This is a genomic window from Anoxybacillus sp. B2M1 (genome assembly GCF_001634265.1).
Taxonomy (GTDB): domain Bacteria; phylum Bacillota; class Bacilli; order Bacillales; family Anoxybacillaceae; genus Anoxybacteroides; species Anoxybacteroides rupiense.
Window position 1 is genome coordinate 2,948,509 of record NZ_CP015435.1, and the last position, 14,524, is coordinate 2,963,032.

General features: G+C 41.8%; 13 protein-coding genes and 4 pseudogenes. 9 read left to right on the forward strand and 8 right to left on the reverse strand.

Going from position 1 to position 14,524, the window contains the following annotated elements; genetic code table 11:
• Positions 1-16: 16 nt before the first annotated feature.
• Both GFC28_RS20015 and GFC28_RS19845 read right to left on the reverse strand, forming a co-directional pair.
• Positions 17-127, reverse strand: a pseudogene (locus tag GFC28_RS20015) (transposase); the annotation flags it as partial.
• A 3-nt stretch (positions 128-130) separates the two neighbouring features.
• Positions 131-286: pseudogene (locus GFC28_RS19845) on the reverse strand (ISL3 family transposase); the annotation flags it as partial.
• Between the two features lie 283 nt (positions 287-569).
• On the opposite strand from GFC28_RS19845, the gene GFC28_RS14340 reads away from it, so the two are divergent.
• Positions 570-752 carry a hypothetical protein gene (locus GFC28_RS14340; protein WP_044744361.1) on the forward strand — a complete coding sequence of 61 codons (183 nt, stop codon included), beginning with the start codon at positions 570-572 and terminating at the stop codon, positions 750-752.
• A gap of 20 nt (positions 753-772) precedes the next feature.
• Here the strand turns inward: GFC28_RS14340 and GFC28_RS20305 are convergent.
• The 3 genes and pseudogenes from GFC28_RS20305 to GFC28_RS14350 all read right to left on the reverse strand — a co-directional run.
• Positions 773-952: pseudogene (locus tag GFC28_RS20305) on the reverse strand (helix-turn-helix domain-containing protein); the annotation flags it as partial.
• Between the two features lie 275 nt (positions 953-1,227).
• Positions 1,228-1,572: a hypothetical protein gene (locus GFC28_RS14345; RefSeq protein WP_044744360.1), complete on the reverse strand. Its 345-nt coding sequence runs from the start codon at positions 1,570-1,572 to the stop codon at positions 1,228-1,230.
• Positions 1,573-1,583: 11 nt separating this feature from the next.
• Positions 1,584-2,048 carry a DUF4879 domain-containing protein gene (locus GFC28_RS14350; protein ID WP_052660990.1) on the reverse strand — a complete coding sequence of 155 codons (465 nt, stop codon included), beginning with the start codon at positions 2,046-2,048 and terminating at the stop codon, positions 1,584-1,586.
• A 1,073-nt stretch (positions 2,049-3,121) separates the two neighbouring features.
• On the opposite strand from GFC28_RS14350, the gene GFC28_RS14355 reads away from it, so the two are divergent.
• A complete protein-coding gene (locus GFC28_RS14355) occupies positions 3,122-4,111 on the forward strand; it encodes a lipoate--protein ligase (RefSeq protein WP_044744359.1) in 990 nt (329 codons plus the stop codon).
• 216 nt (positions 4,112-4,327) lie between these two features.
• Here the strand turns inward: GFC28_RS14355 and GFC28_RS14360 are convergent, their stop codons facing one another.
• Positions 4,328-4,690: a DUF3221 domain-containing protein gene (locus GFC28_RS14360; RefSeq protein ID WP_044744358.1), complete on the reverse strand. Its 363-nt coding sequence runs from the start codon at positions 4,688-4,690 to the stop codon at positions 4,328-4,330.
• A gap of 289 nt (positions 4,691-4,979) precedes the next feature.
• Here GFC28_RS14360 and GFC28_RS14365 point away from each other — a divergent pair, with 289 nt between their 5' ends.
• Entirely contained in the window at positions 4,980-5,480 is a 501-nt protein-coding gene (locus GFC28_RS14365) for an LURP-one-related/scramblase family protein (protein ID WP_044744357.1), read from the forward strand.
• 375 nt (positions 5,481-5,855) lie between these two features.
• Here the strand turns inward: GFC28_RS14365 and GFC28_RS14370 are convergent, their stop codons facing one another.
• Both GFC28_RS14370 and GFC28_RS14375 read right to left on the reverse strand, forming a co-directional pair.
• Entirely contained in the window at positions 5,856-6,293 is a 438-nt protein-coding gene (locus tag GFC28_RS14370) for a Fic family protein (RefSeq protein ID WP_082063723.1), read from the reverse strand.
• Between the two features lie 352 nt (positions 6,294-6,645).
• Positions 6,646-6,960, reverse strand: a pseudogene (locus GFC28_RS14375) (Fic family protein); the annotation flags it as partial.
• A gap of 340 nt (positions 6,961-7,300) precedes the next feature.
• Here GFC28_RS14375 and GFC28_RS14380 point away from each other — a divergent pair.
• From GFC28_RS14380 to GFC28_RS19850, 6 genes are all read left to right on the forward strand, one after another.
• Positions 7,301-8,707 (forward strand): cytochrome ubiquinol oxidase subunit I, encoded by a 1,407-nt coding sequence (locus tag GFC28_RS14380; protein ID WP_044742374.1) that lies wholly within the window; start codon positions 7,301-7,303, stop codon positions 8,705-8,707.
• The gene (cydB, locus tag GFC28_RS14385; RefSeq protein ID WP_044742375.1) at positions 8,698-9,708 is read left to right on the forward strand and encodes a cytochrome d ubiquinol oxidase subunit II; all 1,011 of its coding nucleotides are present in this window, start codon (positions 8,698-8,700) and stop codon (positions 9,706-9,708) included. The genes GFC28_RS14380 and cydB overlap by 10 nt, the downstream gene beginning before the upstream one ends.
• The gene (gene cydD / locus GFC28_RS14390) at positions 9,708-11,429 is read left to right on the forward strand and encodes a thiol reductant ABC exporter subunit CydD (protein ID WP_044742376.1); all 1,722 of its coding nucleotides are present in this window, start codon (positions 9,708-9,710) and stop codon (positions 11,427-11,429) included. Before cydB ends, cydD begins: the two co-directional genes overlap by 1 nt.
• Positions 11,426-13,150 (forward strand): thiol reductant ABC exporter subunit CydC, encoded by a 1,725-nt coding sequence (cydC, locus tag GFC28_RS14395; protein ID WP_044742377.1) that lies wholly within the window; start codon positions 11,426-11,428, stop codon positions 13,148-13,150. Before cydD ends, cydC begins: the two co-directional genes overlap by 4 nt.
• A gap of 338 nt (positions 13,151-13,488) precedes the next feature.
• A complete protein-coding gene (locus GFC28_RS14400; RefSeq protein ID WP_044742378.1) occupies positions 13,489-13,668 on the forward strand; it encodes a lipoprotein in 180 nt (59 codons plus the stop codon).
• Positions 13,669-14,205: 537 nt separating this feature from the next.
• Positions 14,206-14,367, forward strand: coding sequence for a hypothetical protein (locus tag GFC28_RS19850; protein WP_231883389.1), 162 nt, complete (start codon positions 14,206-14,208; stop codon positions 14,365-14,367).
• The last annotated feature ends 157 nt before the right edge of the window (positions 14,368-14,524 follow it).

A 14,524-nucleotide genomic window follows, 5' to 3' on the forward strand; every position in this document is an offset into this window, starting at 1 on the left:
TACACAATGCCAATCGTTAGATATTTCTGTATCCATACCCCTGACGTTTGAGCCACTTGATTTTGTTATTCATCCCTTCCGTTCTCCCATTCGAATAAGGCAACAAAATACACGAAATGATTTCTTCTCAAAAAATCCCGATTTTTTGGGCATCGCCATGCATCCATTGCTTCTTTTTTCGAGCCATTCTTGTCGTGCGTTGCAAGCAGATCAGACATAAAAAACATGGTTCGGGAAGAGAAAGTTCAAACATCCAGCGTTCTCTTTCGTTTCGCTCATTTTGAATCGAAAAATCTGGTCAATCGATGAGTTCTTTGATGAACGGAGAACACATGCAAATTTTCCTCCAATGGTTTGGACATGCTTACCATACAGGAACATTCGTTTTTTAGTACTATCTATTTTCTTCATACACGCCTCCCCAAAAATATCAAGCGAAATTCGAGGTGATTAATCCAAATTTTATATATTATAAGATGTAAAATATGTGGATTTTTTGATTATTAAAATCAATAGTTTTTAGGCATCGGCACTGTCCTTGAATCAAATACGTGAGAGGGGAAGAGAAGGTGAAGGCAGCGAAGAAATACATGATTATGTTCATTTTAATTTTGCTTATAAACGTAATTACGGTCATCATGTTATATTTTCAAAACGAGCAATTAACAGAAAACCAGAGAGAGTTAAAAGAGTTACAGGTTCAATTGAAGGATGTAAATGATGGTGTGAAGCAACTGTTAGAACAACAGTAGGGGAGTGGAACGGGTGCCTGTCACTTGTCGAATGGATTCTTGTTTGCATGTTTTCCCCGTTGATCGCTAAGAGATTCTCCATTACGATACTTTTTTACCCATCCCTTTACTTGAGTACAGCTTGGAATTCCCAATTTCTTCGCAATCTCTTGATAGCTCATTCCCTCATTCTCATCCATGTGAATCGCTCTTTGTTTGAATTCCTCCGTATAATGGTGAAATGTTTATCCTTTTCGTGCCATAAAAAATCCCCTCCAAGTATAGTGGAACACCCAACGATTAAAAATGGGCTTTTTACACTGTCTACTTAAAGGGGATAATATCAGGTAAGGGCAATTTCATGAAATGAATATTCATTACAGACCAGCATTTTTCGATATGTGATGTCATTTCTAATAATGAAAGCTTTTTTCTAATTAACTTTTGCATCACCAATGTCTAATGGTTATTATATAAAAAAAAATGTAAATCCCTCTTATGCTTTTGTATCAATTTTATTTATTAAAGTTTCATCCTTGTCGACAAGGCCTAATTGAAATGCCTTGGATATAACATCTTTTACTTTTAATGTAAATTCAGGATCTTTACTATAATTCATTTGTATTTGAAGTGCGTCTCTATGAAATTTAGACATTTCCCCGGCGTTTTCCTTGCTTACAACTTTATTTTGATTCAAAAGTTCGTTAAATTGCTCAAAAGAAATATCTTTCGATTTTCCACCAACAAATTCAGTTCCATCCTTTATGCTTTTTTGGAATTTGGCAAATAATGTCAATCGAGTATAAGCAGCGAAATTTGGGTCATTTGGTTTGATTTGCATTTTTTTACCTCCTATTTATTAACTGTAATAAATAGATTATCATAAATTGTATTATTAGGTGGATAATAATTATTTGCTGATACAGTAAACGTGCCCGATGAAACTGCCGAAAGTGGGATACCTATATATTTTATGGTCCCTATAACGATATTGTTTGAATTCGTTACATAATCATCTGGTAATGCCTGGAATGTACTAGATGTGATATTATTACCGTTGTTATATATTCTTAATGTACCAGCTTGAATGGTTCCTTCAACATAGACTGCAATATATCCATTTTCGCCACTCATCGGTATACTAGCAGATTGTTGGTTAAAACCGATTTTTTCCCAATTTCCATTTTCTCCGTCTGATGTTACTCCAATAAATTGAATGTTTGTTAACGCTGGGGCTGGAGCTGCATGTGCTGTTCCACTAAACATAAATGGAATAGCTAGTAAACTTACTAAGAATACGGATAGTACCTTTTTCATAAATATTTCCTCCCCTTTATAGTTTTTTCAATAATCAACTATAATTATTTTACACGAAAAATTTAAAAAATTTAACCTTTTGTACTAAAAAAAGGGAAAAGGTACTATGTTTATGTTTTGTTAATTCTTTGAAAATTTAATCTCTAATAATTCCAATAAAAGCTCATGAAGGGCTGCATCCATATGTTTAATAGAGTTGTAGTTTGCAAAGTTTTGGATAAAAGTTTTTGATTCTAACACCATACTGACAGGAAAAACATTTCATCCGGATATGAATAGGACTACGTTGTTAGTCTGTTCTGCCCACTATTCCGCTTTCCTGAATGCCCTATCTTTTTTGATCCATGATTTTATTTACGGATCCATAAAAATTGGGCTCAACTTATCAATCCACTAACAAAACCAATCCATTTTCAAGTTCCTCTTTCATCAGAAATTTTTTAATCATTTATACAATCTTTCCCTTTTCTGAAAACAACAACAGGTTAAAAAATAACACGATGAACGCGGCTAGGTGGGGGTTCCTAAGGTCTTAAGGCAAGTATAAAAAGCAGACAGTCACAACGACACAAACATTCAGACAGATACCTGTCACTTGTCGAAAAGGTAGAGTAAAAAGCACCATATCAATGGCGATTTCGTATATAAGTTTTACTTCCTATTTGTTAGTTGGATATTTGGGAGATATGATCAATATACGTTTTATTTATCTTGCTTTATCCATTATTATTATCTTAGGTGGAACGTTCTCAATGATTTCTATTTATTTACTAAAAATATATAATAGGCAGAACTTAAACATGACGATCAAGTAGTGGTATCGTGTTGTACGATATGGCCCGAAACCGGGGTTTGTCCAAGAATGGTCATCCCCGTAAGCCCGTCATATCCCTTTAGCATAAGGATCACCATCGTGTGAGCAGGGCCTATTCTGCCCCATGTTTCACATCATCCGCCGAGAAGCCTTCCACCTCTAAACGGAGCAGAGGAGGGGAGTGTTGTCGAAGAATTTTTTGTCCCCTGAAAAGCTAGGGAACCTTGATATCACCATATTTCTAGAGGGAGGATGTCCCATGTTATTTATAGATAATAAAGGAATCACAGATCCAACCGTTAACTTGGCTATTGAAGAATACGCTTTAAAACATTTAGATATTAATGAAACGTATTTATTATTCTACATAAACGAGCCGTCGATCATTATTGGCAAAAATCAAAATACGATTGAAGAAATTAATACGGAGTATGTGGAGAAAAATAACATTAAAGTGGTTAGAAGACTTTCAGGTGGCGGAGCGGTTTATCATGATTTCGGAAATTTGAACTTTAGTTTTATTACCAAAGATGATGGAGAAAGTTTTCATAACTTCAGAAAATTTACGGAACCGGTGATCCGCGCTTTAAAAAAGCTTGGGGTCAATGCTGAACTCAGTGGCCGTAACGATATTGTCGTAGATGGAAGGAAAATTTCCGGAAATGCGCAATTTTCGACGAGAGGACGAATGTTTAGCCACGGAACATTAATGCTTCATTCAGAGATTGACCATGTGGTATCTGCACTCAAAGTGAAAAAAGAGAAAATCGAATCGAAAGGAATTAAATCCATTCGAAGCCGTGTGGCCAACATTTCTGAATTTCTTGATCAAAAAATAACGATGGATGAGTTTAAAACATTATTGCTGCAATATATTTTTGAGGGGAAAGAGCCCATTCCCGAATATCAGTTGACAGAAAAAGATTGGGAAGAAATTCATCGCCTTTCGGAGAGAAGATACAAAAATTGGGATTGGAACTATGGGAAATCGCCGAAATTTAATTTGCAGCATTCGCAAAGATTCCCGATTGGCTCCATTGATGTTCGTCTTGAAGTGAATAAAGGCATGATTGAAAACTGCAAAATTTATGGAGACTTCTTTGGTGTTGGGGATGTCAAAGAGATTGAAGAACGATTAACAGGAATAAAATATGAAAAAGCTGAAATTGAAAAAGCGCTCAATGGGATAGATGTTAAACATTATTTTGGCAATATATCATTGGAGGATTTTTTACAAATTGTATATTGATTTGTTGTTTAAGGGGCTGGCCAAAAAGTGGACAGCCCCGCTGATAAGGTAGAGCATGGGATGTTCGTAATGATCCTTTAGCAAACTATGCCCAAAACCGCAAAGAATAGAAGTATAAGTATGACTGATAAAAGTACAGCCCTCCATTTCTTTTTCAAAATGGCTCTCCCTCCGTTGCAACAAGCGGCTATCATCCCTCGATTTCTTTACAATAGTTCACTTGTCTATCACCTGAATCTTTTCTGCCCCAACCTGCAAAATTTTCGACTCTTGTACAGGCGGGGCATACCAAACTCTAATTTTTTGACCAACATTTATCTTCTGATAATCTTTCTCATGAACATAAAATAAAAAACTATCGTGATGAGCTGCATATGTCAATATTTCGTCCTCGGACATACGGCGTATATCTTCTTTTGTCATATCTTGAATAACCAATAGCCTTTTACCGTTATACTCTTTCTTTAGCGCTACATACCCCTCAAATAAAACAAAATCAGACCGTTTTCTTCCTGTTTCCTCATTATCACAAGAAATGAATAATAATGGTATAAAAAAACAAATAATTAATTTTTTCACAGTTACCTCCTAACCAAGAACGAAGGTGGCATTCTGTATGTTTGTGAACCTTTTTAGCCGGGAATCATTGGCTACAGTGCTGGTGGAAATCAAACTGCAGATCTGTGTGCATTTTTAATTTCCATTTCATACATTTTCTATTTTATAATAAAAGTTTTATATGATTAAAGATGATTCTGTGAAATATGGAAATGTTGTAAAATAAAAGTATGTTTCTCTTTGTTTTGAACTTACAATGAGTATCTTGATGGTGGCAATAGCGAATGGTCTATTTGGGGGAGGATGGATAATGAGACGACTTTTTATCAAGCAGAAGCTATTTAGTATGGGTGAAAAATTTACAATCAAAGATCATACGGAAAAAGATGTTTATTACGTGGAAGGCAGTTTTATGAAAATTCCTAAAACGTTTTCAATCCGGAATGCAAGTGGAGAAGAAGTAGCTCTTATTACGAAAAAAACGTTCAGTTTTTTACCGAAGTTTTTTGTAGAGGTGAATGGTCAAGAAGTCTTAACAATAAGAAAAGATTTTTCTATTTTAAAACCGCGCTATACGATTGATGCAGCCAATATTGAAGTTCGTGGTAATTGGTGGGAAATGGACTTTCAAGTTTTGCGGCAGGGGAAGGTTGTCGGCTATGTTAGTAAGAAGTGGTTTACTTGGGGGGATAGTTACGAAGTTCAAATATTGGATGAAGAGATGGAAAAGATCATCGTCGCCATTGTCATTGCTATTGATTGTGTAAAAGCTGACCAAGCTAATGCTTCCACCATTCATACTAGTTCTTAAAAGGAAAGCCTGCTACGTGGGAACGGGTGCCTGTCACTTGTCGAAAATCATGTAGAACCCCTCCAGCTGCTTAAAATACGGCTGGAGGGGGGGATAGGAACGGACTGTTGCGTAGAAAGAACTTGAACCCCCATGCAACATCAGTCAAATCGGAATTTTTCTACCTGATCAAAAATGAATCATAGGGCTGACTCATCATCTTAAAATATTTTTAACAACTGGTAGATCCGCTGCCCTCGTTGTTTACAACGAAGCGGCTTTGTTTTTTGATATGTCTGAAGTGTGATGATGTTTTCGTTAGGCTGAAATCGCCTGCGCCTTTTCCTGCAAATAATCGACGAATGACAGGCCCTGTCCCTTTCCCCTCGTTTTTATTTATTCTTCTATTCCTAAAGCCTGGAGGTAATGTGTCAAACTTTCCTCTGCACATTTGGTCACCAGTTCGGTAAAAGGCTCCAATTCCCCTTCTACACTTGCTTTTTCTAACGATTCATAATACTTTAAGCGATGTTCAGGGCTTGCCTTAATAATCGCAGGAGGGTATCCATGGTGCATGAGTATAAAGTTCATCATCAAACGTGCGGTTCGTCCGTTCCCATCCGCAAAAGGATGGATATAGACAAGCCGAAAGTGAAGCTTTGCAGCTAATGGGACGGGATGAAGCGCGGTCTTATTTTGTTCATACCAAGAAAATAAATGATTCATTTCCTCTTGGACATTTAAAAAATGAACAGGATGATGAACGCTTCCTGAGATGCCTACATGATGTGTTCCGTGTTTCCCTGCATTTTCATTGTCAATATTTTTTAACATTCTTCAGTCGAGAAGTCTCCCACTTCTAAATCTTGCGAAGCTTGATGAAAGTGGGAGATGAATCGACTTCGGACAAGGACAGGCTTTTGCCTGTTCAATTGTCTGACCCTGTGGTAAAATAAACCTATGTCGTTCTTTCATAACTGGATATAGGAGGTTGCATGGAGAAAATAAAATGCGAAAACCAAGCTGATCCTTCCATGCGTAAAATATCCAAGGTACAAAAGAACTCCGAATTGTCGGACATCTAGGGTTGGAACGACCCGAAGTCACGCTCAGGGAGACGAAAGGCGGCTTTCGTCGTGGAACTGAGAAGCTCCCACTTCAAGCTTTAGCTAAGTGGTGAGTAGTTCACGACTAAGTAATGAATTTGTTTCAAAACCCATTCTGTCAGCGGTTCTTTTTTTGATACCAGCTCTTCGACGAAATCAATCGCCTCAGCATGGTTAATCGCTTCAAAATGTTCTTTTAATTTTTTTCCTCCAATCGTAATCCCTTCTTCTACCACCATTTTTGTTTCCAACAAATTCAATGTATTTCCTTCCATAGCGTTAGAATTGTAAATCCATTCAATACGGAATACTTCGCGTAAGTTTTTTACCAAACTAGGCGGTAGCGGTCTTTGAGCATCCAGTTTTGCCTTTAATTCATTTATTTTTTGAAACATGCCTTTCACCTCTTGATAGGAATCGCAATGGCGAATATGTTGATATACCGCTTTAATTATACTTTATGTTTATTGAGTAAAATATTAAAGTATATTTTGCATTTTAATAGTTAATATCAAAAAACAGAGGGTGAATGCCTGTCACTTGTCGAGAGCGGACAAAAGAGGGGCAACGAAATGTTTGTTCACTATGTCACAAATTCTCTACATATTTGTCACAAATCAGTCAACGTCCTTTAACAAAAGGCACATCGTTTTTCATTACAATAGTATGTGAAAGGTTGAACAATATTTTCACCGTATGATTAGGGGTAACATGCATCGAGGAGGGAAAGCTACGATGTCTGAACTGTTTTTAGCTCGGCTTCAATTTGGCGCAACCACGATTTTTCACTTTTTGTTTGTTCCGTTATCCATCGGTTTAGCTTTTATGGTTGCACTGATGGAAACATTTTATGTGGTGAAAAATCAAGAGATTTATAAAAAAATGGCGAAGTTTTGGGGGCATTTGTTTTTGATTAATTTCGCGGTTGGGGTGGTAACGGGAATTATTCAAGAGTTTCAGTTTGGAATGAACTGGTCAGAGTATTCGCGCTTTGTTGGGGATGTGTTCGGCGCTCCTTTGGCCATTGAAGGGCTGCTCGCTTTCTTTATGGAGTCGACGTTTATCGGTTTATGGATTTTTGGTTGGGGGCGTCTATCCAAGAAAATCCATTTATTGTGCATTTGGCTTGTTTCCATTGGAACGATGCTTTCGGCTCTTTGGATTTTGGCCGCAAACTCGTTTATGCAGGAACCTGTTGGCATCGTCATTCGGAATGGACGGGCTGAAATGAACGATTTCTTTGCTTTATTACGAAATCCACAATTATTAGTGGAATATCCGCACGTGATTTTTGGATCATTGGCGACAGGCGCTTTCTTCATTGGCGGCGTGAGCGCGTATAAATTATTGAAGCGGCAAGAAGTAGAGTTTTTCCAGAAGTCGTTTCAAATGGCGATGGTCGTTGCTTTGATTTCCGGACTCGGCGTGGCGTTTAGTGGACATGCCCAAGCGCAGCATTTAATGGAATCCCAGCCAATGAAAATGGCCGCAAGCGAAGGGCTGTGGCAGGACAGCGGCGATCCGGCGGCTTGGACGATTTTTGCCCTTATTGATGTGGAAAACCAAAAAAATAGCTTGGAGCTATCGATTCCGTATGCGTTAAGCTATCTTGCTTATGAGAAGTTTGAAGGCAAGGTGCCGGGAATGCTCACCTTGCAAAAGGAATATGAAGCAAAATACGGACCGGGCAACTATATTCCGCCGGTGAAAACGACGTTTTGGAGCTTCCGCATCATGGCGGGCGCAGGGCTGTTGATGATTGTGATGGCCGCGTTCGGCTTATGGTGGAATTTCCGGGAGACGCTAATGAAAAAATCAGCCTTTTTAAAGATCATGGTGGCCTTGATTGCCTTTCCATTTATCGCGAATACGGCGGGCTGGATTATGACAGAAATCGGCCGTCAGCCATGGACCGTTTTTGGATTGATGACGACAGCTCAATCGATTTCGCCAAATGTGTCTGTCGGCTCATTATTGTTCTCGTTCATTGCCTTTACCACGATTTATCTTATTTTGGCCATCGTGCTCATTTATCTGTTTGTGCGAGAAATTAAAAAAGGAGCCGGGCATCATGATGAACAGAAGGAAAGCGATCTTTCCGTGGATCCTTTTGAAAAGGAGGCCGTTCAAGGATGGCGTTAAATGAATTATGGTTTATTTTAGTTGCTGTCTTATTTATCGGATTCTTTTTTCTGGAAGGCTTCGACTTTGGTGTGGGAATGGCTGGACGGTTTCTTGGAAAAAATGATGTCGAACGACGCATCATGATCAATACGATCGGGCCATTCTGGGATGCCAATGAAGTGTGGCTTTTAACAGGGGGAGGAGCGATTTTTGCCGCGTTCCCTCATTGGTATGCGACGATGTTTAGCGGCTATTATATTCCGTTTGTCTTTGTCCTGCTTGCGTTGATTGGCCGCGGAGTCGCCTTTGAATTCAGAGGAAAGGTCGATCATCCAAGCTGGAAACAAACGTGGGATTGGATTATTTTCTTTGGAAGCATTCTCCCTCCGTTCCTCTTTGGCGTCTTATTTTCCAGCATATTAAGAGGAATGCCGATCGATCAATCGATGACACTGCACGCGGAGTTTTCCGATTATGTGAATATTTATACGGTAACGGGCGGCGTCGCGGTCACGCTTTTATGCTTCTTGCACGGGCTGCTCTTTCTGACTCTCAAAACAGTGGGAGACTTACAAATGCGCGCCCGCAAGCTTGCCCAAAAAATGATCTATGCTGTTCTTGCGGCGCTTGTGGTTTTTGTTGGCCTCTCTTATACAGAGACAGATTTATTCACGTACCGCGGCGAGGTGACCGTGCCGCTCGTAGCCCTTGTTGTTGTCTCATATGGATTGGTCATCCTATTTTCCAAAAAAGGCCGCGATGGCTGGACCTTTGCGATGAGCGGTCTTGGGATTGCTTTAACCGTCGGAGCGATCTTTGCCGGATTGTTCCCGCGCGTCATGATCAGCTCGATTTCAAGCGCCTATGATTTAACCATTTATAATGCCGCTTCCGGCGCTTATTCGTTAAAGGTGATGACGATTGTCGCGGTCACGCTGCTGCCGTTTGTTCTTGGCTATCAAATATGGAGCTATTATGTGTTTCGTAAGCGTGTAGATGGGAAGGACATGGTCTATTAATGAAAAAAGAGCTGCTTGCCTTTGAAGGAATGAAACGAATCCTTGCGCTGCTTTTTGGTTTCACGGTGGTTCAAGGAGTGTCCATCATTCTGCAAGCCAAATGGCTTGCGGAGGTGGTCACTCGTTTGTTTCAGCAAGAGGCGTTTCAAGAGGTATATGAAACGCTACTCTTATTTATTGGCGCCTTTCTTATGCGGCATTTCTTGCAGCATGTGAAGCAAAAAATGGTGTACGAGTACTCTGTAAAGCTTGGCGCCCATCTCCGAAAAGAGGTGCTTGATGCGCTGTTTCATTTAGGGCCAAAGGTGGCCAGACGGCTTGGAACAGGGAGCGCCGTCACCCTGCTGCAAGAAGGAGTTTCGCAATTTAAACAGTATCTCTCTCTTTTTCTGCCGAAAATGGTGAATATGGCGATCATTCCCGCGATGGTCTGGCTTTATGTTCTGCTTATGGACCGGACATCGGCCGTCATCTTAATGGTGACGCTGCCATTATTGGTGATTTTTATGATTTTGCTTGGTTTAGCCGCTAAGAAAAAGGCCGATAAACAGTGGAAGGTGTACCGGGTGCTCGCTAACCACTTTGTTGATTCGCTGCGGGGATTGGAAACATTAAAATATTTAGGACGCAGCCAAGCGCATACCCAAAATATTCAAAGCGTCAGCGAACGGTACCGAAAGGCGACGATGGGAACGTTAAAAATCGCTTTTCTGTCATCGTTTGCGCTCGATTTTTTTACGATGCTCTCGGTGGCGACGGTGGCCGTGTTTTTAGGACTTCGCTTAGTTGACGGGGAGATGACCCTCTGGCCTGCTTTAACCATTCTTATTTTAGCGCCGGAATACTTTCTGCCCGTTCGGGAAATTGGAGCAGATTATCACGCGACGTTAAACGGACAGGAAGCGGGAAGAAAGCTGAAGGAAATCGTGGACTTGCCTCGATTTAGAGAAGAAGGGACCTGCAAGCTGGAGCGCTGGAATCATCAACAGGAGCTTCAATTGAACGAGATTACGGTTCGGCATGAAGAGGGCGGTCCGCCGTCATTAAAAGGTGTGACGCTCTCTGTAAAAGGATTTCAAAAGATTGGCATCGTTGGTGAAAGCGGTGCGGGAAAGTCGACATTGATTGATGTAATGGGGGGATTTGTCCAGGCGCAGGAGGGGACGATTCAGATCGGCGGACAGGAAATGACGCATTTGCAAAAAAAGGACTGGCAAAGCCAGCTTCTTTATATTCCGCAGCACCCGTATATTTTTCACGATACGCTATGGAACAATCTGACCTTTTATCAGCCCCATGCGACGGCAGAAGAAGTGCGGACGGCGGTGGAGAAGGCTGGATTGGGTGAGCTTGTGCAAAGGCTTCCGAACGGTCTCCATGAAAAGATTGGCGAGGGAGGTCGGGCGTTAAGCGGAGGGGAAGCGCAGCGAGTGGCTTTAGCCAGAGCTTTTTTAGGAAACCGCCCCATTTTACTGCTTGATGAACCGACCGCCCATTTAGACGTGGAGACGGAATTGGATATCAAGGAAAAAATGCTGGAGCTGTTTTGCGGCAAGCTGGTGTTTTTGGCTACTCACCGCCTCCATTGGATGCCCCATATGGATCATATTTATTTTTTGAAGGACGGGGAAATTGTTGAAGAAGGAACGCATCAGCAATTAATGGAACGAAAAGGGCATTATTATCAAATGGCCAAGGCGCATTGGGGGGATCAGGCGTGAAAACGAAGGACTGGTTGCTTCCTTATTTGAAAGAGAATAAACGGATGCTGGGATTTGTCATTTTTTTCGGGGTGCTTACGATTTTTTCATCCGCCTTTTTAATGTTTACGTCGGGGTTTTTGATTTCGAAGGCGGCGACACGCCCTGAAAATTTATTAATGATTTATGTGCCGATTGTAGCGGTTCGGACTTTTGGGATTACAAGAGCGGTTTCGCGTTATATAGAGCGATTAGTCGGCCATGATGTCGTGCTCCGTATTGTGACAAAGATGCGGCTGCGCGTGTACCAGCTCGTGGAGCCGAACGTGCTATCTTCGTTTGCGAAAAAGAAAACCGGGGAAGTGCTGGGGATTTTGGCGGAAGATATTGAACGGCTGCAAGATCTTTATTTAAAAACGGTCTTTCCTATGCTTGCGACTCTTTTGATGTATGGGCTATCCATCGCGGCGCTTGGCTGGTTTTCATGGCCTTTTGCTCTCTTGATGGCCTTTTACGCTGGTGTTTTGTTGCTTCTTTTTCCGCTTGTCTCGCTTCTTGTGACGAAGGCAAAGGTGCAAGCGATGAAAGCGGGGCGCCATCGGCTATATGAACGACTGACCGATGCGGTGATGGGAATCAGCGACTGGCAGTTTAGCGGCCGCCAACATGATTTTATTCAAGAATATGAACGCGAGGAAGAAGCCCTCTCTCAAGATGAGCGGCAGCGCATGCGTTTTGTGAGATGGCGCAACACGGCGGCTCAAGGGGTGGTCGCTTTGATGGTGGTGTCCATGCTGCGTTGGACGGCGGAACAAACGGCGCAGGGCGAATTGGCACCGGTGATGATCGCCGCTTTTGTCCTTGTGATTTTTCCGCTTACTGAGGCGTTTTTGCCAATATCCGATGCGCTGAGCGAGATTCCGGCTTATCAGGACTCGTTTGGGCGCCTGTCCCGTCTTGCCAAAGATCAAAAAGAACCAAAACTTTCGCTTCATCAGGATATCCCACGGATCGCTGCGGATGGCGGGGTCACGCTTGAATTGCGCCATGTTTCGTTTCATTATGACCATACGGAGCAGACGTTAGACGATATTTCCTTTACGATTAGACCAGGGGAAAAGCTGGCGCTGCTTGGACCGAGCGGAGCGGGGAAATCGACCATCCTGAAGCTTATTGAAGGAGCGGTGTCGCCAACGGCTGGCCAGGTGGTGTTGAATGGCGTTCCTACAACCAGCTTGGGCGTTGATATCGCCAAATGGGTGGCGGTGTTAAATCAAAAGCCGCATTTATTTGATACGACCATCCGAAATAATATTCGATTAGGAAGGGAAGACGCAACGGACGAAGAGATTGTTTGGGCAGCTAAGCAGGTGAAATTGCATGATTATATTCAATCTCTCCCGCTTGGATATGACACGCCGCTGCTGGAAACGGGGGTCCGTTTTTCAGGAGGGCAAAGACAGCGGATCGCTCTTGCGAGAATTCTTTTGCAAGATGCGCCCATCGTCGTTTTAGACGAGCCGACCATCGGATTGGATCCGATGACGGAGAAAGAGCTGATGCTGACCATATTTGAGGTGTTAAAAGACAAATCGGTTTTATGGATCACGCACCATCTCGCCTTTATTCATATGGTGGATGATGTGTTGTTTTTGGATCGCGGGAAGCTTCAGCTGCACGGCACGCACGAGCAATTATTAAAGACAAGCGAACGCTACAAGCGGTTGTATGCGATGAGATAGCTGGTGCCTCACTTCTCTAGATGCTGGAATCAGGAGTTGCAGTCCCTTTTTTATGCTTGAGCTTGAACAAGGAGAGCAGTCCCCTTTATAGCGGCGAGCTCTTCTTTTTTGTTTGCGCTAGCCGCTAATCGAACCGAAACATCTGAACTTTGCGGCAGAAAAAGGAGTTTATTCCATATGCCTGCTTTCTTGAACGATGAATAGTTCTGAAGGATTGACAGTCCATATTTACCAAATTATACTACGTTTAGATGATTGATATGGAATTCCGATGATGGTTGAGAGGGTTTGTTCCGGCTTAGCTGTCTTGCATATCGCAGATCTATTAGGGGGACGAGATGAAAAAATGGTTCATTTTTATCACAAGCCTGCTTTTATTATCAGCCTGCAGTCAACCACCTCATTTTGACTCACCGATTTATTCTGGAGAAGCATTAACCATCGGCATCGTTGGAGAGCCACCGAACGTTCGCGAAAAAACATTTCCTTTATTCCCTTGTCGATGGAGGATGTGTTAAAGAAAAATTTTCAAAATGTTGATGCTGTATTGATTCATAAACGCTATGTGAACTACTCACCACTTAGCTAAAGCTTGAAGTGGGAGCTTCTCAGTTCCACGACGAAAGCCGCCTTTCGTCTCCCTGAGCGTGACTTCGGGTCGTTCCAACCCTAGATGTCCGACAATTCGGAGTTCTTTTGTACCTTGGATATTTTACGCATGGAAGGATCCGCTTGGTTTTCGCATTTTATTTTCTCCATGCAACCTCCTATATCCAGTTATGAAAGAACGACATAGGTTTATTTTACCACAGGGTCAGACAATTGAACAGGCAAAAGCCTGTCCTTGTCCGAAGTCGATTCATCTCCCACTTTCATCAAGCTTCGCAAGATTTAGAAGTGGGAGACTTCTCGACTGAAGAATGTTAAAAGAAGCGGCCAAGCCGCCGTATGCTGACATTTATTTGCAATCTCCTGTTCCGTTTGTATTTATTGAATCAGAGAAAGTGTATTTGGCGTTTGTCGATCGTGAATGAAGCGATGAAAAGGCGCATCAAATGAAATCGGGCGATTATTTTATCGGCTTCTATAAAGACACCTATTTTGGTGTAGGACTTTACAATCATATAAAAAATGAGAAAACGATCCAAGATGGCTATTCAAGGCTGTTTGCGCTGCTGGAGCGCGCCAAACATACCGGAAAGATCATCGTCCAATAACTATTGGATCGAAACGGAAACGAAAAAGGGGGGAATACAAAAGCCTCTTTGAAGAACCAGCTAACGATTGTATGGATAGAATGTTCATCATTTGCAACGATTAAGATGACTGCTAGCGCGACAGCTTTTGATCCCCCAAGCGGTTACGGGCTGGCAT

What these genes read in the sequence shown, in the direction of transcription:
- GFC28_RS14345 (WP_044744360.1), bottom strand. Translation starts at nt 1,572, where the DNA reads ATGCAAATCAAACCAAATGACCCAAATTTCGCTGCTTATACTCGATTG.
- GFC28_RS14350 (WP_052660990.1), bottom strand. Translation starts at nt 2,048, where the DNA reads ATGAAAAAGGTACTATCCGTATTCTTAGTAAGTTTACTAGCTATTCCA.
- GFC28_RS14355 (WP_044744359.1), top strand. Translation starts at nt 3,122, where the DNA reads ATGTTATTTATAGATAATAAAGGAATCACAGATCCAACCGTTAACTTG.
- GFC28_RS14365 (WP_044744357.1), top strand. Translation starts at nt 4,980, where the DNA reads ATGAGACGACTTTTTATCAAGCAGAAGCTATTTAGTATGGGTGAAAAA.
- GFC28_RS14370 (WP_082063723.1), bottom strand. Translation starts at nt 6,293, where the DNA reads ATGTTAAAAAATATTGACAATGAAAATGCAGGGAAACACGGAACACAT.
- GFC28_RS14380 (WP_044742374.1), top strand. Translation starts at nt 7,301, where the DNA reads ATGTCTGAACTGTTTTTAGCTCGGCTTCAATTTGGCGCAACCACGATT.
- cydB (WP_044742375.1), top strand. Translation starts at nt 8,698, where the DNA reads ATGGCGTTAAATGAATTATGGTTTATTTTAGTTGCTGTCTTATTTATC.
- cydD (WP_044742376.1), top strand. Translation starts at nt 9,708, where the DNA reads ATGAAAAAAGAGCTGCTTGCCTTTGAAGGAATGAAACGAATCCTTGCG.
- GFC28_RS14400 (WP_044742378.1), top strand. Translation starts at nt 13,489, where the DNA reads ATGAAAAAATGGTTCATTTTTATCACAAGCCTGCTTTTATTATCAGCC.
- GFC28_RS19850 (WP_231883389.1), top strand. Translation starts at nt 14,206, where the DNA reads ATGAAATCGGGCGATTATTTTATCGGCTTCTATAAAGACACCTATTTT.